Below are 19,331 nucleotides of genomic sequence, written 5' to 3'. Positions count from 1 at the left end.
AACAAAAAACCAAGCAATCTAATCGATGCTTGGTTCCTCATTTCGTATCGGCAATACCGTCGAATATTTAATTTCACGCAGTGCTAAACTCGTTTGTATCCGTGTAATACCGAGCTTATTTAACTTTCTAATAAACTGCTCAAGCTCTTTCCGATCACGATTCGCCACTTTTAATAAATAATCATACTCTCCTGTTAAACAGTGACATTCTAGCACTTCCGGCATAGATTCTAATTCTCTTTCTAGCACTTCAAGCTTTTCAGACTGATGAATATTTGTGCTCATAAAAATGAAGCATAATAGATCAAATCCAAGCTTTTCTTGATTTAAGATCGCCACTTGCTTATCAATGAAACCTTCCCCATCTAACCTTTTTATTCTTGCATGCATAGCAGCCGGTGATAGATTAACGCGGCGTGCAAGTTCCGCATTGCTTACTTGCGACTCCTTTTGTAATATATCTAAAATTTGTATATCCAAATCATCTAGCACCTTAATAACAGATGACTCCATCAAAATCCCCCCTTTTTTCTTACCGACGATTATTCGAAGAAACATCTCATAACTTATATAAAACTGAATGTTTTTCTGCAAATAAGATTTCTAACAAAACATTTTATTGAGTTTTAACCATTATACAAAAGAATATATTAGATAATAAAGAAAAATGCTAAAATTATTTACAGTTCATTCTTATTTCAATAAAGGGGTTTTTAGCATGCCATATTTTTACGTCTTTTTATTATTATTAACGAGCTTATTATGGGGAGGAAATTTTGTCGTTGGGAAATCACTTGTCGATCATGCGTCTCCGATGACACTGACAAGTTTAAGATGGATGATTGCGATTGTTTGTTTATTACCACTCGTATGGTTTAAAGAGAAGAAAGTTATTCCACCGCGTGCTGCTATACTCCCATTAGTAATTATGGGAATTACAGGCGTCGCTCTTTTCAACATTTTTCAATTTTTAGCACTAGAAAAAACATCCGCAACGAATGTAGGTCTTATTTCTACATTGAACGCTATTTCGATTGCATTATTTTCTGTGCTATTTCTAAAAGAAAAAGTAAATACACTTCAAATTCTTTCTATGATTCTTTCATTTTTCGGGGTCATCCTCGTTCTTTTAAAAGGAAATTTCGCTCTTTTATTTTCACTACATTTTAATAGCGGAGATTTATGGATGATTGCAGCAGTTTTTATTTGGGGCATTTATTCTGTTTGCAGTAAATGGGCGACAAAAACAGTTACACCACTAATGGCGACATTATATTCTGGTATTTTCGGCGTTCTATTATTACTCCCATTTAACATAGGCAACTTCACTGTTTCCAATATTAATTCTTCCTTCATAACATCACTTTTATATACAGGACTCGTTTCAACGGTCCTTTGTATGGTATTTTGGAACATTGGTGTACAGAAATTAGGAGCTACTACATCGGGTATTTTTCTAAATTTCAATCCAATTTTCACAGCTATTTTAGCATTTATTTTCCTCGGAGAAGAACTAACATGGATTCAAATTTTCGGGACAATTATCGTCGTGACAGGATGTTATTTATTTTCTCATTTTAAAACCGTTGCTTCTCAGCCAACTAGAACTTTAGTGCGAAAGCATTCTTAATGAAAAAACATCGCCACCAGAGTGGCGATGCTTTTTATTTACCTTTCATTTCTTTCACATACTGTTTTTCTTCTTCTGGCGATAAACGTTCTGTTGCCTTTCCGGTATCACCACCTTGAATTTCCCACAAAAAGTTATGCTCCTCAACCGTTTGTGAAAAGTCTCCTTTCTCCCAACGCTCCAAAGTAGAAAGTAACTTTGATTTATGTTTAAAATTTGTACTGCTTTCTATTGCGTTCTTCGCACTACGAATTTCCTTATTTGTCATTTCAATAAATCCCCATTTTTCAGAGGATTTCACTTTTTGATGTACCATCCTATGCATTGTAGAAATAATTTCATCTTCACTAGCTTGTTGCTTCTCTTCCTTTGCTTTCTTCCCTTGTTGCCCCATTACATTTTGTGCTTTAAGACTCTTCTCCTCTTCTTCTATATAATTAAGAAGTTTAGTAACACCGAATACAGCTCCTATCGCAATTACAATCATTGTAATTGTCCCTATAATCCATTTTTTCATATTATGTACTCCCCATTCCCCCTAATAATTACATAAACAAATGGAATCGCCTGCACATAGTCGATTCCATTTGTTTCCTTATTTTATTTTAAGCCTTCATCGCTTCTCGTACAATATAACTATCCACATATTGCTTAAACTTCACGATTTTTCCATTCTCAAGTTTCCATACGTGAACAAAGTCTGCTTCAAAGGATTTTCCCGTCTCTTTATAAACTCCTGAGTAAACACCTTCAGCAATGATTACATCTTTTCCGTTTACTTCATGATACGTATTTACACTCGCTTTATAATTATCCCATTCTGATCCTAAACGGCTAAATACATTTTCCATTACTGCTTCTACACCAATATACGTTCCACCGTACGGGAAACCTTCTGCCTCTGTCCACTCTACTTTTTCAGAGAGAGCTTCTGCTAAATGTTTTGCATTTGAAGAAGATGGTCCTTCATATGTGCTTCTAACAATTTCTAAATTTGTTTTTTGTACCATTATTTTTTCACCCCAAATGCGTTTGCCGCTAAAACAAGTCCAATTTCTAACGCTTTAACGTGTGGGAATCGTTCCTTTATTGCCGTTTGAATTTCTTCACTTGAAGGATTTCCTGCAAGAACTTCATCAAATGCTACTAAATATTTACGAGTATGCTTAATCGCATCTGCTGTATTTGGTGCATCATAATCACGATGTCCAGCTACAACAATTTCCGGATGAAGATTTTCAATTTCACTTAATGTTTCTAACCATTTATGACGAGCTTCAGCATCTGTTTCTAACGTCCATGCGAAAGTATTGTTATACACGATATCTCCTGTAACTACTGCTTTTAATGACGGAATCCATACGTAACTATTATTAGGTGTATCACCTTGTAGACCACCTTTAATGATTAAGTCATTTCCCTCTAACGTAAGCTTATCTCCCTCTAACACTTCTGGAACAATTGGCTGATGAGGAACATTATGCCCAATAGACGGTTTCCATTGTTCCACTTTCTTTTCAAACGTATTGCGAATATCTTCTACTGTATTTCGCAACGCTACAATTTTCGCTTCTGGAAATGCTTCATGTAATACATTTAATCCAAAATAGTGATCTGGATGGAAATGAGTCACATAAATATGAGTTAAATTCTTTCCTGTTTCAATAATTTGAGCTGCTAAACGATGCGCATCACTTAATAAAAATTGTGCATCGATAAGAATTGCATCTTTTTCTCCGTATACAATTGTGGATGTAACTTGAAATGCTTGCCCAGATCCTGTAAAAACCTCTAAATGTAATTTTGACATGTTATTTCCTCCACTTTTCATTTACTCTTTTATATTCCTTTATTCTTTAAGCTTTATCCTAGATGTAACTATTTTAGTTACATCTAGGATAAAAAATATATGAATCATTTTATCACTAACCGACTCGATGTAATCATTATAGTTACATCGAGTCGTCAAGTCAACACTAAAAAAATGAAATTTACTTCGTTTTCATTACTTTCTCTTTTAAGAAACGATCTACATATCCTTCTGCTTTTACAACGAATAAATACGCACCCATTGATAATAATGCAAGATCTAATTCATATCCTGGATTCTTTCCATCTCCTAATAATCCTGCTGCTCCATTTACCTTTACGATAGCCCCAGCCAAAATAAGAGCGAATAACAATCCTACATATCGTACACCTAAACCGATGATTAATAATATACCACCTACTAATTCAACTGTTGCTACGCCGTATGCAAGACCACCTGGTAAGCCGATGCTTGTAAACCACCCTGCTACGTTATCGATACCTGATTGAAACTTTGCTAAACCGTGTGCAAAAAACGTAACTCCTAACACGATACGAATAATTAAATTACCAATATATTGATTCATTCTGAACTCTCCTTTTTCGTTTTGTTATGGTGAACATTTATTCACAAGACAAAACAATACGGTATTTCTTTTCATTCGTCAAATATTTTTTTGAAAGAAAACAAAAAACATTATCCTCTTTGCGGATAATGTTTTTTACAAAATAGTGCTAATTCAAGCTTTCGTTCTATTACTTAGAATAAGTTGAAATTTTTTCCCAGCACCTATATAAGACAATAAAGATACATCTTCTTCAATCACCATTCCAACAACATTCACTTTCTCGTTTTCAGGCAAATCATTTATAACAATTTGCATTTCACCAGCATATCTACCGTACAATTCATTATCAATTGTAATGCTGCCTCTCTTTCTTGAAATTGTATTCATTGGCTGTAAAATCACTTTATTTTCTTCTCGCGATTCTACAGAACGAATTACGTCACGTGCTGGATCTAATCTATTTGTATGCACTTGCTCTACCACTTTTAATACTTCACTTTCATTTATAAATGACTCATACCGCACCGGAATAATCCCTCTACTCGCGCTCGCGATTTCTTGTACACTTTCGAGACTTCCGCTTATATCTCCAATTAACACTTTATCAACATTGCACTCTTGAACAAGCTCTAAATACGCCTCAAGCGGGCGCATATGTCGATGTTTTTCCAAAGTCGGTAATCCTTCATATAGCGGGCCACGTTTTTCCCCATCTCCTGGAATAAATGCCATCGTTTTTATTCCGTGCTCCTGTAAATATTGATTTTGTTTTTGTAAGAAGGACTTTGCTAGTCCCGTTTCTGGACGCGGGTAAAAATTATGCCACGCTTCTACACGATCTACTCGTATATTTTCCGCAAGTAACTCTTTCCAAAATGATTCTGTAATCGTACTCGCATTTAAAGCCACTTTCATTTTATAAGATACGAGCGCAATTTCTTTTGGTGCAATACCGTAATCCATTCGCAAACCAGTAATGCCCCACTCTACTAACTCTTCCACATTTTCATACGTTATTCCCAAATGGTGTAAAGATTTCGGAGAGACATCGACCATTAATTCCATTCCATACTTCAGCGCTTGTTTCCCAAGTATTTGTATTAATTCTTTATACGTATTCGGATCATCTTCTGGAATGTGAAGAGATGTAAAAATAGATGAAAAACCGTTCTCCCTCCCCATTTTTAACCATTCTTCTTGTTTCTCTACTCGCTCTTTTGAAAGATAAATTGAAACTCCTAACATATAAATCTCTCCTTCTACTAATATAAAAAAAAGAGAAAGGAATCCCTTTCTCTATATGTTTTCTGCCATTTCTTCTTTAAAGCCGAAGAAGTACGTAAAGATAAATCCGAAAGTATATGCAATCACTAACCCTAAGAAATATAATAAATATTTATTATCAGCAATTAACGGAATTAAAGATAATCCTGATACACCGATTCCGAGTGAAGCCGTTTTCATTACTGCCTGGAATGCCCCACCGACAGCCGCTCCTAAACAAGCAGTAATAAATGGTTTCCCAAGTGGTAATGTAACCCCATATAATAACGGTTCGCCAATTCCTAAAAATCCAACTGGCAATCCACCTTTAATCACATTACGAAGTCGTTTATTTTTTGTTTTTACATAAATCGCAATCGCTGCTCCTACTTGCCCAGCGCCAGCCATTGCGAGTACTGGTAATAAAGGTGTTACATGTGTTTGATTAATGAATTCCATATGAATTGGTGTTAAACCATGATGTAATCCGACCATAACGAGAGGTAAAAATGTTCCTGCAAGCACAGCTCCCGCAAATGCTCCGCCAACATTTAAAATTGCGTTAATACCGCTCGTAATACCATCAGATAAGAATCCCGCTGCTGGCTGGATCGCTAACATCGTTACTATACTTACAGCTAATACAGTAATAAGCGGTGTTACAATAATATCTACTGCATTCGGCACTGCTTTTCGTACTCTTCTCTCAACTACTACCATAAGCCATGCTGCAAAAATAACTGCAAACAATCCGCCCCGGCCAGGTACCATTGCTTCACCAAATAATTTCACATTTGCCATCGCCGGATTAAAAATTAAAATACCAGCAATCGCTCCAAGAACTGGTGTCCCGCCAAATTCTTTCGCTGTATTCCAACCGACTAAAATCCCTAAAAATGTAAAGATACCGCCGCCAATAAGTAGTAACATTTGTAGCCATGTAGCATTCGGATCAGCACCTGCGTTTTTCGCGAAGTTAGCAACTCCGTTTATAATTCCTGATGCAACAAGACCAGGTATTAACGGAATAAAAATGTTACCTATTTTTCGTAAAAAGTTCTTCACTGGTGTATTATTTTTCTTCTTCATCTCTGATTTAATCTCTTGACCAATATCTTCAAGATGATGATCTGCAACCTCACCAATTCGTAATCCTGTTAAAACTTCCATTTCAGCTGCTACTTTATTTACCGTTCCTGGACCAACAACAACTTGAAGCGTTTCATCTTCAATGACGCCCATAACGCCTTCAACCTTTTTCAAAAGGTCCATGTTCACTTTACTTTCATCATGAAGCGTTAATCGTAACCTCGTCATACAATGAGCAATGCCACGAATATTTTGTACTCCCCCAAGTTGCTCCGTAATCCTACTGGCCATTATCTCTTCTTTCTTCATAACAGAATCCCCCTCCCCATAGTTTAAAGTGCCTTCTTCACAAATCCTTTCGCCGCTTTTAATTTTTCTAGTGCTTCCCCATATTCACACTGTAGTAATATCATAACGATTGCAACTTTCACATTTCGATTTGCTTTCTCATAATACTCTGTAGCTACTTCATAACTAGCGCCAGTTGCTTCCACAATAATTCGTTTTGATCGTTCTACTAACTTTTCATTCGTAGATTGAACATCTACCATTAAATTTTTATATACTTTTCCTACACCAATCATTGACGCTGTTGAAATCATATTAAGCACTAATTTTTGCGCTGTACCAGCCTTCAAACGTGTTGAGCCTGTTAATATTTCTGCGCCTGTCTCCACCTCTACATTGAGTTTTGCATACTTACTTATTTCAGCATTTTTATTACAAGAAATACTCGCCGTACTAGCTCCCACACTATGTGCGTATTTCAATCCGCCAATTACGTAAGGGGTTCTACCACTTGCGGCAATACCAATCACTGTATCTTTCTCGTTTAATCCAATACTTTTCAAATCTTCTTCTGCTAACTCTTCACGATCTTCGGCACCTTCTACCGCCTTAGTAAACGCTTTCAATCCACCTGCTATAAATCCTTGCACCATTTTATCATCCGTTCCAAATGTCGGTGGACATTCAACCGCATCTAAAATACCTAAACGGCCACTCGTACCAGCCCCAATATAAATTAATCGGCCCTCTTCTTCAAAAGATTTAATAACAGTCTGTACTACCTTTTCAATTTGTTCTATCTCTTTTTCAACTGCTAACGCAACCGTTCGATCTTCTTCATTCATACTTTGTAACACTTCTTTTATACCCATCTCATCTAGATTCGTCGTTTTCTCATTACGGTGTTCTGTCGATAAATTTTCTAACATATTGCCACCCTCTTTGAAATTATATTTCACACTTTTATTATAACTTTAAGAAACTAAAAATCAATAACTCTTTCTTATTTTATGAAATAAAATTTCACAACATGACATATTTGTGTCAAAGATAATAAAAAAAGATGAGTCTCCTCATCTTTTCTTCTACTTTAACTTCCGTAACCGCAACGCTTCTTCTCGCGTCTCCATAAATTGATCCAACACTTTATTACCAATACGATTAAAAGTAATCACATATAAAGCATCAATCATATTCAGTTGTGTCATTCTCGAAGCAATACTCGCAATACGATGATCTTGCTCTACATCCGGCATACAAAGGCGAATGTCTGCAGCTTTATATAAAGGAGATGATTGATCTAGCTTCGTAATCGCAATAACTGTAGCTCCTCGCTTCTTCGCATATTGCGCCATTTCAAGTACATCTTTCGTACGACCAGAAGTTGAAATCGCAACAAATATATCGCCCTCTTTTAAATTCGTCACAAGCGGCAACATCATATGAAAATCAGATAGCATCATCGCTGTAAACCCGAGCCTTGTAAATTTATAAGCCCCGTCCATCGCCGGAGTAGCTGATCCGCCTACTCCGTAAAAGATAATTTTATCTGCATTTACAATACGATCTGCAGCTTTCTCAAGTTCCTTTTTATCTATCGCAGTAACGCTCGCCTCAATTGCAGCTTTATTCACATATGTAACTTTATTAAACAAATCGTACGGTCCATCTTCTGTATTCATCACTGAAAAATCGTTAATATTATAATCAACAATTGTTAATTCACGAACGAGCGCGATTTTAAATGCTTTAAAGCTTCCAATACCGATTGTTTTACAAAAGCGTACAACACTCGCCTCACTCGATCCCGCATTTGTAGACACTTCTTTTGTCGTTAAATTTGGAACAATCTCTGCGTTCTCCATTATGTACATGGCAACCTTCTTTTCAGCTGGTGAAAATTGATCCATATTATTTTCAATTTTAAATAGTAATGTTGAAGCTTTCACTATTTAACCTCCACTTCTTACGGTTGCGTATATTCTCTAATATCATTTGTATCATATAGATAAAAACCATCATTGCCAGGTGGATGGTGAACAATTGCAGTTCGATCCCCTTTTTTATATGACGTTATTTCACCTTCAGATCGCTGTTTTTCCCATCCATGTATCCAAATTGCAAAGTCAGGTACAAAAGCAGTGTACTTATAGTCTTTCGGGTTTTCGTCTTCTACATAGGAAGAAAAAATAGAAACTGGAAAATTTTTCACTTTTGACTCTTTCCATGCAGTAAATGGTATACATAGTGCAATAAGTATGATTACACCTATAACTTTCCCCTTTGTAATCTTCACACTTCCCTCTCCTTGTCATATCACATACATAGATTTTATCATAATTACAATCCATTCATGCTACATGACCACTGCATTTTGCAATAAAAAAAGAGCTTACCTACATCAGATAAGCCCTTCCTCTCTATACAAAATACTTCTTCAAAAGCGGCGGCGTAATAATCGTCGTCAATATAACAACAATGACAATAGCTGTGAAATTTTCTTTCGCTAATAAATTCGCAGTTAATCCATTTGCTGCAATAATGAGCGCTACTTCTCCGCGTGATACCATCCCTGCACCGATACTAATAGAAGATTGTAAGTTAAATCCTGTTAGTCTTGCTCCTAAACCTGATCCAATTAACTTTGTGAAAATCGCAATGAGCGTCATAATGATAATGAACCAAAGTTGGCTTCCGATACCTTGAAATGTAATTTCCATTCCGATACTTACGAAGAAAACCGGTACGAATACCGCATACGCAATCGGTTCAATTTTATGTTCCACTTCATGCTTATACTCTGTTTGAGAAATCGCAATCCCAGCTGCAAATGCTCCAATAATACCTGCAATTCCCATCATTTCACTGTAATACGAAAAAGAGAAACAAATAATAAGTGCAGCACTAATTAACGCTTCTGTTACGCGAAGTGGTACGAGCATTTTCATAATCCACGGAACAACTTTCCAAGCGATGAAAACGATACTTATAAAAAAGATGATTTTTTTTGCAATTACAAGTGTTACATTTACATCTTGTGTGCCTAAAAAACTCATGACAAACGCTAATAAAATAACGACAATCACATCGTCAAATACTGCTGCGCCTAAAATTGTTGTACTTTCTCTCGTGTTCATTTTCCCTAAATCTCTTAGCGTTTGAACAGAAATACTAACCGATGTGGCACAAAGTAATAATCCTAAAAAAATCGCATGCGACTGCAACATTCCAAAAGCAAGCCCTGCTAAATACCCACCAAGGAATGGGAAAATAATTCCTCCCATCGCTACTGCGAATGCAGATTTTAAATTACGATTTAACTCTTCTAAATCAGTTTCGAGTCCTGCCATAAACATAAGTAACAAAACACCAATTTCGCTAAGCTCATCAATAAGTTCAGAACTATTAATAATACCGAGTACTGCAGGACCGATAATAATACCAACGATTAATTTACCAAGTACAGAAGGCTGTCCAAGCCTAACGCTAATATCACCAGCTAATTTCGTACAAAGTAAAATGACAACAAGTTCAAAATAAAATAACATAGCATCTTCTCCTACTATATAAAATAAAACTTTAGTCAGTGGGTTATTCTTCATCCCTACTGATTGTTAACCTGCATCTATTTCTGCACATAGCTTCTCCTTACAGCCAGCATTTTATTTGTTAAAGTTTTATTTGACAAAATATTCTGAATTATAATAAGATTAATCCAGAAATTTCAAAAAAACTACATACCATAACTGTATCTTCATTCACTTACATACTCTTTTCCGATGGGCTCGTACTATATTCGCAGTTATGGAGATGAAAACTAAAGGAGGAGAGTTCAAAGTGAAGTCATTATTACGAAAAAAAGCGCTTAGTACTGAATCACCACGGCAGCTAGATAGAACATTAACGGCACTCGATTTAACGTTTTTAGGAATCGGCGCCGTAATTGGGACAGGGATTTTTGTATTAACAGGTATTGTAGCAGCAAAACATTCTGGTCCTGGTATTATGCTATCATTCCTTATTGCTGCATTTACTTGTGCTTGCGTAGCTTTTTGTTATGCCGAATTTGCTTCTTCTATACCAGTCTCAGGAAGTGTTTATACTTATGCATACATGACCGTAGGAGAAGTTGTCGCCTTCATCGTTGGTTGGTGTTTAATGCTCGAATATTTACTCGCAGTTGCAGCGGTAGCTGTTGGCTGGTCTGGATATTTACAATCATTGCTTCAAGGATTCAATATACACCTTCCCGCCATTATTTCCTCGGCCCCCGGAACGGGAAAAGGTGGTCTCATTGATTTACCGGCTGTTTGTATTTTACTTCTCATTACTGGGCTTTTAAGTTTTGGTATACGCGAAAGCGCACGCATTAATAATATTATGGTCCTTATAAAATTAGCAGTTATTATCGCCTTTATCATAGCAGGCGCAAAATATGTAAAGCCTGAAAATTGGACACCGTTCATTCCATTCGGGTACGACGGTATTATTACTGGTGCTGCCACTGTCTTCTTCGCCTTTTTAGGTTTTGATGCAATCGCAACTGCGGCAGAAGAAACGAAAAAACCGCAGCGTGATTTACCAATTGGCATTATCGGTTCCCTTCTTATTTGTACAGTTTTATACATGATCGTATCTTTCGTTTTAACAGGTATGGTTCCTTATACGCAATTAGATGTTTCTGATCCAGTTGCATTTGCACTGCATTTCGTTGGCGAAGATACTATTGCGGGGCTACTTGCAGTTGGTGCGATGACAGGAATGACAACCGTTCTTTTAGTCGTTATGTATGGACAAGTTCGTGTTTCTTATGCAATGAGCCGAGACGGCTTACTCCCAAAAGCGTTATCACGCGTAAATAAAAAAGTAAAAATCCCTTTACTAAACACATGGATTACCGGGGTATTTGCAGCTTTATTAGCAGGGCTTTTAGATTTACATTTACTAGCGAATTTAGTAAACATCGGTACGTTAACAGCCTTCACATTCGTTTGCTTTGCTGTACTTATTTTACGGAAAACTCATCCTGATTTAAAACGTGGCTTTCGCGCACCACTCGTACCTGTACTACCAATTGTCGCTATTCTTTGTTGTTTATATTTAATGATTAATTTATCCAAAACGACATGGATCAGCTTTGCAGTCTGGCTTATAATCGGTCTATGCGTCTACTTCTTCTACTCTAGAAAACATAGTCATTTAGCTAATGAAAAAACAAATGATGAGAAGAAAAATGCGTAATAAAATAGCTCGCCTATGAAACGGCGAGCTATTTTCATGTCTATTATGTTTTTTAGTTAACGATTGTAAACTGAAAAATATACCGATGCAAGTAAGTACATAACCTGCAACTTTTGCATACGTATTTCCCCTTACTTCGTCTCCTTCTTTTTCTTCCTCCACGCATTTACACTATCAAAGAAAAAGTTAATAAATAGCGTTCCTAATCCCGCTAATAAAAATGTCATTAAAAATAGAACCCATATACTTTTATCTTTTAATAAATAATATCCTACAAGGAGCACGACGGCGATCCATACATATTCAAGAATTCTTTTTAGCTTTTTCTCTTCCAAATTATTCGCTCCCTTTTGTTATACTACTTTTAGTATAACAAAAAAGAAGCCTATCATGATAAGCTTCTTTTTCTTATACCTTACTTGTTGATACTTTTTTCAACAAGTGAAATAGCATTCTCTAACGTACGATTCATTGATTCTACATACTCATCTTTTACCTTTTTATCTTTTAACACAGCTTCTGCAACAGTGATTTTTTGACTTAATGATTTAACTGAACCGTCTTTTATATTTCCATCTTGCGCTTTCTTTACTAAAGCTTTTGCAAATTCAACATTCACTTGTAATTTTTCTTTCGGTGTTTTTGGCTGTTCTTCTGCCACTTTTGATTGTACAAATGTTTGGTTTGATGTTTTTAATTCATTATACATTTGAACAACTTGTTCACCTGTACTCGCTATATTCTCAAACACTTTCTTTGCATTGTCATAGCCTTTTTGTAATTCTTTAAAAGCTTCTTGAGAATATTGACCTGGCTTTTCACCAAATTCATAAGTACCTGCCAATACTTCTTTCACTTTTCCAATCTCTTCATATAACGTATTTACTTGCTCTAACTTTGTACGATTAGAAAACTCGTTATATGCTGCTACTACTTCTGAAGAACTTAATGCTTTACTATATAATTTTGCTAACGCAATTTGTCCATTTAACGGAATGCCACCATTTCCATTGCTATCTGGATCTGCACCAAGTGCAAATGGTACGTTCGGATGATATACTTTCCCTTGAGCTGGCTGACTATTTACTTTTTTACCATCTACATAAATTGCTACTTCACTTCCATTATACGTTCCTGTTAAATGATATGTTTTATTGGCTTCTAATTTAGTTCCAACTCGTTTATAACTACCACCGATATGAGCCCACAATTCTACATTTCCATCACCTGTAGACTCAAAACCAATTCCACCACTCTCTGTATTTTGCAAAATTCCTTGTCCACGAATTTCATTCATTGAAAATACAGTTTCTAATGTGAATGTATTTGCTACTTTTTCTTTTTGTGTTGCTGAAAATGGAAGGTACCCAAATGTATTTGCTTTTCCATTTAATTTCATTACATTTGTTTTCAACGCTTTATCATATTCAATAGATACATTGCCTTTCACCTCACCTTTTGTTCCAAACGGTGAGTTATCTTTAAATGTACCATCTAAGAAATTCACATCAAAAACGTCTGCCTTTGGTACTTTCACATTCGGATCAATATTATCTTTTTTCGTTGTGATTTCTGCCGTTAACGGTTGCGCACTTTCATTGCCAAACGAATCAATTGCAACTACTTCAAGTGTATATGATTTCCCGCCATCTAATCCTGCAAGTGTAAATGTAAGTTCTTTCGGCACTGGATCACGATAAAACTCTGAGAATGCTAATAACTTATTTTTAATCTCACCTGTTTGTTTATCCTTTGCTTGCAAGCGATAAGAATGAACAAGAAGGTTGTCCAACGCTTGTGGGAATGTTACTGTTGCCGCATTTTCCGTTACATTTGATACAGCAAGCTTTGCATCCTTCGCAAAGTATGGCTTTTCTTTATCACGATCTTCTACATAGTTGAATCCTTCTTTTTTCGTTGGTAATTTAATTTTCCAAGGCTCACCTGTCCAAGAGTTTGTATGGAAATCACGGCGATTAATTGTTACCTCTTTGTCATCTACCTCTACTAATAAACCTTGGCTTAATGTACTAGCTCCTGGTGGGATATTCCCTTGTACTTTACCGCCTTCAACTTCCATATAGCTTACAGAAGATGTTCCAACAGACGTAAAGTCTTTTTGATGAATCGATCTTGGATCATCTAACGGATAATGTGAATGACCTGAAAACGTAATTACTTGTGGGTATTCTTTTAATACCGCATTAATTTTCGCACTATCTTTCGTTCCCCATTCTTGACTACCGTACACTGTATCTTTAATATGTTGATGTAAAAACACAAAAATCGGTTTTTCCGGATCATCTTTTTGTGCCTTTGCCATTTCTTCTTTTAACCAATTAATTTGCTTGTCCGAATAATACCCATGTGTCGTTTCATTTTCTGGAGACATTACGATAAAATGATAGCCTTTTACCACTTTATGATAATAAATCGATTCCATTCCTGTCTTTTCTAAGAAACGCTTCTGCGCTCCCTCTACAGATAAACCGTTCCAATAATCATGATTACCTAGAGAATTCATTCGTACCGCATCTTTATTTGCATTGTCATTATACACTTGCATAAAACGATCATATTGCTTTACTGAACCCGAATCAGTAAAATCACCTACAATGACAAACGCATCTTGCTTTGTTGCCAGCGTATTAAATTGCTCAATCGCTCGTTTCCAGCGGAACATACCATCCGTTTCATTATCTTTAATATGCACATCACTTACAACTGGAAAAACAAGCTTCTTCTCACTTGGCGACTTTTCTTGTTTTTTCTCTTCCGCTTTGACTGGTGTATTCCACGGCAATGATACAAAAGCTAATACAAAAACCATCAATAATCCAATAAGGCCTTTTACTTTTCGTAAAGCAGTTCTTTCCACGTGAATCCTCCTCATATAATGAATTAATTACAATGATTATTGTATCGAACGCATATTAATTTCGTTTAAACTAAGAATGAAATTTATTTAAGTTTTGTAAATATACAGTCAATTTTGTGTGACATCCCACATTACTTGTATTATCTTATACAACCACCTTTTGTCTTACAGACTCTCATAACTTATTATGAGCTGTAAGCCTATTAAACATCTTTCGTGAAATTTTTCGCCCCTTTATTAACACAACCTATCGCTTTACAACATTTAATAGTAATAAATAGTAGCTATGAAGGGAGGAACTATTAATGGCTTGTAAAAAAAATATCGGCTGCTATGCCCCTTTATCTATCATCTGCCCTCCCTACGATCCACCTAATCCACCTAAACCACCAAGCTGTGAACTAGTCACGAATGAATTTGCTGGTAATTTTTTTATAACAAAAGAAATCCCTCCACCTTCTGAAAATTCCACATTAGTTTTATGGGAAGGAGATGGTTTACTTAAAATATCAGGTACCATTTCTGTGTATAATAGCACTAGTAGTACTGGAGGGGTTACCGTTCAAATTATTGGGCAGGTGACAAATAATTTTACTGTCTATCCTGGCAACACAATGTCATATACAGGTCAATCATTACAATCTGTGACAATCATTAATATTCCAAATAACCCAACTCAATATATAGAGGGAAAATATTGTTGCCAATTCTCATTTTGTTTATAAAATTCTTTACTACCTCAACTTACAAACTATATAAAAAAAGCATACCATTACGGTATGCTTTTCCTTATGAAATCGGGTAACGTACCGTAAGGCATAATTGCCCTTGGCTCGTTGCCGTTCCTGTTGTTACGATTTGAATAGTAGTAAAATACCTTACTGTAAAAGAGCCACTACTTTGTGGTTGTACAGTAATTGTATTAACTACTGTCGCTCCCACTAGAAAGTTTACTGTAATTGGATTTACACCTACATCATATTTTACATAACCAGATGCATACAAATCTTGCGTAATATTATTCGTATATACCGTTTCAGTTACCGCACCAGTAGCAGCCCAATCTATACACACCTGATCTTGAACAAGTGTTTTACTGGAACAGCATGATAAGTTAGAATTGCACATCTTAGTCCTCTCCTTTTCTCTTATGAAAGTGGATAACGTGTTGTTATACAAAACTCTCCTTGATATGTTCCAGCTGTTCCAGCAGGTAAAGTTACTTCAATTGTCTGAAAACGACGGTACGTAAAAGCAATACTCGTTCCAGGATTTAATGTTTGTGTATCAAGTGTAGCTCCTGTTGCATCTAAAACTGTCAGCGTGATTGGACCTGGCCCGACGTCATACCTAACAAACCCTGTTCCAATCATATTTTGATTAATATTATTGTTATACAGCACATTTGTAATTGCAGTTGCAACTACAGTTCCTGACCATGGACTACACACTTTATCTTGTACAAAATTTTTATCTGGACAACACGTTAACGCTGTTCCTGAGCACTCACAAGACATAGTTGTTTCCCCTCTCTCTTTTTTATTCCCTATATGTGTATGTCCTTCAGAGTCCTTTGCCTGTATTATTCATCTATATTCACCAAAAATTATGCGCCTTTATCTTTAAATAGATTCCGTTTTGCCCCTCTTTTTCATATATTTATAGATTAAGATACAAGCCACAATTACAAGGACAACGACTAATATAGGTAACATGTACTCCCCAACAATAGCCCCTGCTTTTTCCCAATGCGGACCTAATTTCATTCCAAAATAAATATACAAAGTCGTTAACGGGAACATTGCTACAAATGTATATATGCTAAATTTCCATATATTCATTTTCGCCATACCACATGGAACGGAAATAAGTGTTCGAACTCCCGGGATGAAGCGTCCTAAAAATGCTACAACCGGCCCATATTTCTCAAAGAAATCATCTGCTTTTTGAATTTGTTCTTCTTTAATAAAGAAGTATTTCCCGTATTTTATTAACAGAGGACGACCACCGTAATAACCGAGTGCATATAACGTTAATGGTCCTGTCGTTCCACCAAGTGTTCCGGCTAACACCGCAAGCCAAAAATTCATATCTCCCTCGTACACCCAATACCCAACAAGCGGCAAAACTACCTCTGCTGGAATAAACTCAAAAGTTAAAGCTAACACAACTCCAAAATAAGAAAACTGCTTTAAATACTCGATTATATCTAAAATAATTTGCTCCATACTTTTAACCCCTATCCTATATTCACATTATGCTTTTCTTGCAATTGAACTGGTGCCATCTTTACAATTCGGTTCAAAATGAATAACACAATTCCAATATCATCTAAAATACCGATAAACGGCAGGAAGTCTGGAATTAAATCGAGCGGCATAGCAACGTAACCAACTAAAAAAGCAATAGATAAGATTTTCTTCTTTATGGAAACCTCTTTTGAAGTAAAAAAGTCAAATAAAAATGGAACAAAACGGCGGACATGAAATACAACTCTTAATCTACTAATAAGTTTTTTCATTTTCTATCTCCTCTCTTTGTATACAAAAAGGACCCTACCAAATATGGTAAGGGTCCTAAAAAGACAATAAGGGGCCTTTACCATTGCTGGTAAAGGTCTCACTAACAACGAATCGTTGCCAATAAAGCCGAGGGTTTCTCCCTGTAATGACGACTTTACTGTAATAAGTTACTCCCCTTTATATACACAATTTTATACAATCACATTAAGATATTTGGAGGGGCTTGTCAATATTTTTTTCATTACTTACATTGCCTATTACGATTATAAAATCAAAAAAGACTTTCTTCCATATTCTCTTTTGAGACAATTTGGAGCTTATAACTATTCGGATCATAGAAAATTATTCTTACTTCTTCACCATGGCGCTCTTCTACAAATGATATTTGATAAAACTCTAACTTTTTCTTTAACCGCTCGATATTTGTAGTTTTTAACAATAGTTCCTTCACTGATGATATAACAGTCTCTCTATGCTCTCCCAGTCCCCTGTTTACAACAAAACAAATTCTCGTTGAACCAATATCATACCACACACCTGTTACACGTATTTGTGGCCTCTCCTTGCTCGGTTTAAATCCTAGAATTCCTTCATAAAAATATAATGTTTCCTTTAAGTTTTTAGATTCTAATACAATACATGTTGTAATACTTCCCATCCGCACTCCCCCTGTCTCTATTAGTTTTCTATATGAGTCATAATTTACAATTATGTACGAATACAATACGTAGTGATGAATATTTCATTTATAAAGGAGGAGTGTAACGTGGATAAATATATGAAATCCTACATACCTTACCATAGCCCAAACGATCCTTGCCCTCCAATTGGAAAGAAATATTACTCAACTCCCCCCCACCTATTTATGGGCTTTCAGCCACCTAACTTACCCCAATTCTCGCCAAAAGAAGCTTTAAGAAAAGGGACTTTATGGCCTGCATTTTATGATTATTATGAAAATCCTTACAAAAAAGGACGGTGAATAAAAACGTGACACAAACATTGCCTGATGAATATTACAAATGGATTGAAGAACTACAAGAGCTAGACTTTGTATTAGTTGAACTTACCCTCTATTTAGATACGCATCCCGACGATATTGCAGCTATAAATCAATTCAATGATTTCTCCTATAAACGAAGAGTATTAAAACAAAGAATTGAAGAAAAATACGGGCCACTTCAGCAATTTGGAAATAGTTATTCTAACGCTCCATGGGAATGGAGCAAAGGACCGTGGCCATGGCAAATATAAAGTGAAACTTTAATCAGTGGGAGGTTACGAACAGCAGGGCTCCAACCGAATTTTGAGATAGGAGTCTTACTGCTCGCAAATAGCGGGATAAAGGAGAGAAACTATGTGGATTTATGAAAAGAAATTACAATATCCGGTGAAAGTAAGCACCTGTAATCCTCAACTCGCAAAATTATTAGTTGAACAGTACGGTGGTGCGGACGGTGAATTAGCCGCTGCTCTTCGCTACTTAAATCAACGTTATACAATTCCTGATAAAGTCGTTGGCTTACTAACCGATATTGGTACAGAAGAGTTCGCACATTTAGAAATGATTGCTACAATGATTTATAAATTAACAAAAGATGCAACACCTGAACAAATGAAAGCTGCCGGATTAGACGCGCATTATGCGAATCATGACAGCGCCTTGTTTTACCATAATGCAGGTGGTGTTCCTTTTACTGCCACTTACATTCAAGCGAAAGGAGATCCTATCGCAGATTTATACGAGGATATTGCAGCTGAAGAAAAAGCACGAGCGACTTATCAATGGCTAATTGATTTATCAGACGATCCCGATATAAATGATAGCTTACGCTTTTTACGTGAACGAGAAATTGTCCATTCTCAACGTTTCCGAGAGGCTGTAGAAATTTTAAAAGAAGAACGTGATAGGCAAATTTATTTTTAAAACACATATCCTAGCGATATGTGTTTTTTTACGTTACAAAGTTAAATATTTCCTAATTAACATATAAATAGTATATTTATTCAATTTAATGCATTATTTTTTAATATTTATAAAA

Annotated in this window: 24 protein-coding genes; 6 read left to right on the top strand and 18 right to left on the bottom strand. The window is 35.9% G+C overall.

Annotated elements, in window-relative coordinates:
* Positions 1-18: 18 nt before the first annotated feature.
* Positions 19-513 carry an Lrp/AsnC family transcriptional regulator gene (locus tag ACFVQC_RS09165; protein ID WP_128855706.1) on the bottom strand — a complete coding sequence of 165 codons (495 nt, stop codon included), beginning with the start codon at positions 511-513 and terminating at the stop codon, positions 19-21.
* Between the two features lie 205 nt (positions 514-718).
* Here ACFVQC_RS09165 and ACFVQC_RS09160 point away from each other — a divergent pair, with 205 nt between their 5' ends.
* Complete coding sequence (locus ACFVQC_RS09160; protein ID WP_377898190.1) at positions 719-1,630, top strand: DMT family transporter; 912 nt, start codon at positions 719-721, stop codon at positions 1,628-1,630.
* A gap of 34 nt (positions 1,631-1,664) precedes the next feature.
* Here the strand turns inward: ACFVQC_RS09160 and ACFVQC_RS09155 are convergent, their stop codons facing one another.
* From ACFVQC_RS09155 to ACFVQC_RS09110, 10 genes are all read right to left on the bottom strand, one after another.
* Positions 1,665-2,147 carry a PRK06770 family protein gene (locus tag ACFVQC_RS09155; RefSeq protein WP_377891318.1) on the bottom strand — a complete coding sequence of 161 codons (483 nt, stop codon included), beginning with the start codon at positions 2,145-2,147 and terminating at the stop codon, positions 1,665-1,667.
* 88 nt (positions 2,148-2,235) lie between these two features.
* Entirely contained in the window at positions 2,236-2,640 is a 405-nt protein-coding gene (locus tag ACFVQC_RS09150) for a nuclear transport factor 2 family protein (RefSeq protein WP_377891316.1), read from the bottom strand.
* Positions 2,640-3,440 (bottom strand): MBL fold metallo-hydrolase, encoded by an 801-nt coding sequence (locus ACFVQC_RS09145; RefSeq protein ID WP_377891314.1) that lies wholly within the window; start codon positions 3,438-3,440, stop codon positions 2,640-2,642. The genes ACFVQC_RS09150 and ACFVQC_RS09145 overlap by 1 nt, the downstream gene beginning before the upstream one ends.
* 181 nt (positions 3,441-3,621) lie before the next feature.
* The gene (locus ACFVQC_RS09140) at positions 3,622-4,026 is read right to left on the bottom strand and encodes a DoxX family protein (protein ID WP_001077751.1); all 405 of its coding nucleotides are present in this window, start codon (positions 4,024-4,026) and stop codon (positions 3,622-3,624) included.
* Between the two features lie 153 nt (positions 4,027-4,179).
* Complete coding sequence (locus tag ACFVQC_RS09135; protein ID WP_377898189.1) at positions 4,180-5,253, bottom strand: DUF871 domain-containing protein; 1,074 nt, start codon at positions 5,251-5,253, stop codon at positions 4,180-4,182.
* Positions 5,254-5,304: 51 nt separating this feature from the next.
* Entirely contained in the window at positions 5,305-6,669 is a 1,365-nt protein-coding gene (locus ACFVQC_RS09130; RefSeq protein WP_219917248.1) for a PTS transporter subunit EIIC, read from the bottom strand.
* A gap of 23 nt (positions 6,670-6,692) precedes the next feature.
* Positions 6,693-7,577 (bottom strand): N-acetylmuramic acid 6-phosphate etherase, encoded by an 885-nt coding sequence (murQ, locus tag ACFVQC_RS09125; protein WP_377898188.1) that lies wholly within the window; start codon positions 7,575-7,577, stop codon positions 6,693-6,695.
* A gap of 156 nt (positions 7,578-7,733) precedes the next feature.
* The gene (locus ACFVQC_RS09120; protein WP_377898187.1) at positions 7,734-8,597 is read right to left on the bottom strand and encodes a MurR/RpiR family transcriptional regulator; all 864 of its coding nucleotides are present in this window, start codon (positions 8,595-8,597) and stop codon (positions 7,734-7,736) included.
* A 17-nt stretch (positions 8,598-8,614) separates the two neighbouring features.
* Positions 8,615-8,944 (bottom strand): outer surface protein, encoded by a 330-nt coding sequence (locus ACFVQC_RS09115; RefSeq protein WP_377898186.1) that lies wholly within the window; start codon positions 8,942-8,944, stop codon positions 8,615-8,617.
* Between the two features lie 124 nt (positions 8,945-9,068).
* Complete coding sequence (locus tag ACFVQC_RS09110) at positions 9,069-10,250, bottom strand: cation:proton antiporter (protein ID WP_377891305.1); 1,182 nt, start codon at positions 10,248-10,250, stop codon at positions 9,069-9,071.
* A 202-nt stretch (positions 10,251-10,452) separates the two neighbouring features.
* Between ACFVQC_RS09110 and bcaP the strand changes: the two genes are divergently transcribed.
* Complete coding sequence (bcaP, locus tag ACFVQC_RS09105; RefSeq protein ID WP_193657631.1) at positions 10,453-11,889, top strand: branched-chain amino acid transporter BcaP; 1,437 nt, start codon at positions 10,453-10,455, stop codon at positions 11,887-11,889.
* A 131-nt stretch (positions 11,890-12,020) separates the two neighbouring features.
* On the opposite strand, the gene ACFVQC_RS09100 is transcribed toward bcaP, so the two are convergent.
* Positions 12,021-12,224 carry a hypothetical protein gene (locus ACFVQC_RS09100; protein ID WP_000391508.1) on the bottom strand — a complete coding sequence of 68 codons (204 nt, stop codon included), beginning with the start codon at positions 12,222-12,224 and terminating at the stop codon, positions 12,021-12,023.
* An 80-nt stretch (positions 12,225-12,304) separates the two neighbouring features.
* Complete coding sequence (locus ACFVQC_RS09095; protein ID WP_377898185.1) at positions 12,305-14,767, bottom strand: LamG-like jellyroll fold domain-containing protein; 2,463 nt, start codon at positions 14,765-14,767, stop codon at positions 12,305-12,307.
* 305 nt (positions 14,768-15,072) lie between these two features.
* Between ACFVQC_RS09095 and ACFVQC_RS09090 the strand changes: the two genes are divergently transcribed.
* Complete coding sequence (locus tag ACFVQC_RS09090; RefSeq protein WP_377891299.1) at positions 15,073-15,492, top strand: S-Ena type endospore appendage; 420 nt, start codon at positions 15,073-15,075, stop codon at positions 15,490-15,492.
* 64 nt (positions 15,493-15,556) lie between these two features.
* On the opposite strand, the gene ACFVQC_RS09085 is transcribed toward ACFVQC_RS09090, so the two are convergent.
* The 5 genes from ACFVQC_RS09085 to ACFVQC_RS09065 form a co-directional block, all read right to left on the bottom strand.
* On the bottom strand, positions 15,557-15,895 hold the full coding sequence (locus ACFVQC_RS09085; protein ID WP_016094718.1) for a DUF3992 domain-containing protein: 339 nt from the start codon (positions 15,893-15,895) through the stop codon (positions 15,557-15,559).
* Positions 15,896-15,915: 20 nt separating this feature from the next.
* Positions 15,916-16,284: a DUF3992 domain-containing protein gene (locus tag ACFVQC_RS09080; RefSeq protein WP_377898184.1), complete on the bottom strand. Its 369-nt coding sequence runs from the start codon at positions 16,282-16,284 to the stop codon at positions 15,916-15,918.
* Positions 16,285-16,389: 105 nt separating this feature from the next.
* Positions 16,390-16,995 (bottom strand): DedA family protein, encoded by a 606-nt coding sequence (locus tag ACFVQC_RS09075; RefSeq protein ID WP_377898183.1) that lies wholly within the window; start codon positions 16,993-16,995, stop codon positions 16,390-16,392.
* 11 nt (positions 16,996-17,006) lie between these two features.
* A complete protein-coding gene (locus ACFVQC_RS09070) occupies positions 17,007-17,288 on the bottom strand; it encodes a YkvA family protein (protein WP_000733843.1) in 282 nt (93 codons plus the stop codon).
* Between the two features lie 272 nt (positions 17,289-17,560).
* Positions 17,561-17,947, bottom strand: a complete 387-nt coding sequence (locus ACFVQC_RS09065) for a VOC family protein (protein ID WP_377891291.1) — start codon at positions 17,945-17,947, stop codon at positions 17,561-17,563.
* Positions 17,948-18,055: 108 nt separating this feature from the next.
* Between ACFVQC_RS09065 and ACFVQC_RS09060 the strand changes: the two genes are divergently transcribed.
* From ACFVQC_RS09060 to cotJC, 3 genes are all read left to right on the top strand, one after another.
* Positions 18,056-18,271: a spore coat associated protein CotJA gene (locus ACFVQC_RS09060; protein ID WP_377891289.1), complete on the top strand. Its 216-nt coding sequence runs from the start codon at positions 18,056-18,058 to the stop codon at positions 18,269-18,271.
* A gap of 8 nt (positions 18,272-18,279) precedes the next feature.
* Entirely contained in the window at positions 18,280-18,543 is a 264-nt protein-coding gene (locus ACFVQC_RS09055; RefSeq protein ID WP_002150382.1) for a spore coat protein CotJB, read from the top strand.
* A gap of 103 nt (positions 18,544-18,646) precedes the next feature.
* Positions 18,647-19,216: a spore coat protein CotJC gene (gene cotJC / locus ACFVQC_RS09050; RefSeq protein WP_377891286.1), complete on the top strand. Its 570-nt coding sequence runs from the start codon at positions 18,647-18,649 to the stop codon at positions 19,214-19,216.
* Positions 19,217-19,331 lie beyond the last annotated feature (115 nt).

The organism is Bacillus sp. NPDC057893 (assembly GCF_042796455.1).
In the GTDB taxonomy this organism is placed as follows: domain Bacteria; phylum Bacillota; class Bacilli; order Bacillales; family Bacillaceae_G; genus Bacillus_A.
Note: the sequence above shows the minus strand (reverse complement) of the source record. Positions and strands in the feature narration are given on the sequence as shown.

Bases quoted from the DNA above. Each gene is read 5' to 3' on its own strand.
- ACFVQC_RS09085 (WP_016094718.1), bottom strand. From the start codon at position 15,895: ATGTGCAATTCTAACTTATCATGCTGTTCCAGTAAAACACTTGTTCAA.
- ACFVQC_RS09070 (WP_000733843.1), bottom strand. From the start codon at position 17,288: ATGAAAAAACTTATTAGTAGATTAAGAGTTGTATTTCATGTCCGCCGT.
- ACFVQC_RS09130 (WP_219917248.1), bottom strand. From the start codon at position 6,669: ATGAAGAAAGAAGAGATAATGGCCAGTAGGATTACGGAGCAACTTGGG.
- ACFVQC_RS09145 (WP_377891314.1), bottom strand. From the start codon at position 3,440: ATGTCAAAATTACATTTAGAGGTTTTTACAGGATCTGGGCAAGCATTT.
- cotJC (WP_377891286.1), top strand. From the start codon at position 18,647: ATGTGGATTTATGAAAAGAAATTACAATATCCGGTGAAAGTAAGCACC.
- ACFVQC_RS09075 (WP_377898183.1), bottom strand. From the start codon at position 16,995: ATGGAGCAAATTATTTTAGATATAATCGAGTATTTAAAGCAGTTTTCT.
- ACFVQC_RS09080 (WP_377898184.1), bottom strand. From the start codon at position 16,284: ATGTCTTGTGAGTGCTCAGGAACAGCGTTAACGTGTTGTCCAGATAAA.
- ACFVQC_RS09160 (WP_377898190.1), top strand. From the start codon at position 719: ATGCCATATTTTTACGTCTTTTTATTATTATTAACGAGCTTATTATGG.
- ACFVQC_RS09135 (WP_377898189.1), bottom strand. From the start codon at position 5,253: ATGTTAGGAGTTTCAATTTATCTTTCAAAAGAGCGAGTAGAGAAACAA.
- ACFVQC_RS09065 (WP_377891291.1), bottom strand. From the start codon at position 17,947: ATGGGAAGTATTACAACATGTATTGTATTAGAATCTAAAAACTTAAAG.
- ACFVQC_RS09150 (WP_377891316.1), bottom strand. From the start codon at position 2,640: ATGGTACAAAAAACAAATTTAGAAATTGTTAGAAGCACATATGAAGGA.
- ACFVQC_RS09165 (WP_128855706.1), bottom strand. From the start codon at position 513: ATGGAGTCATCTGTTATTAAGGTGCTAGATGATTTGGATATACAAATT.
- bcaP (WP_193657631.1), top strand. From the start codon at position 10,453: ATGGAGATGAAAACTAAAGGAGGAGAGTTCAAAGTGAAGTCATTATTA.
- ACFVQC_RS09155 (WP_377891318.1), bottom strand. From the start codon at position 2,147: ATGAAAAAATGGATTATAGGGACAATTACAATGATTGTAATTGCGATA.
- ACFVQC_RS09110 (WP_377891305.1), bottom strand. From the start codon at position 10,250: ATGAAGAATAACCCACTGACTAAAGTTTTATTTTATATAGTAGGAGAA.
- ACFVQC_RS09140 (WP_001077751.1), bottom strand. From the start codon at position 4,026: ATGAATCAATATATTGGTAATTTAATTATTCGTATCGTGTTAGGAGTT.
- ACFVQC_RS09090 (WP_377891299.1), top strand. From the start codon at position 15,073: ATGGCTTGTAAAAAAAATATCGGCTGCTATGCCCCTTTATCTATCATC.
- murQ (WP_377898188.1), bottom strand. From the start codon at position 7,577: ATGTTAGAAAATTTATCGACAGAACACCGTAATGAGAAAACGACGAAT.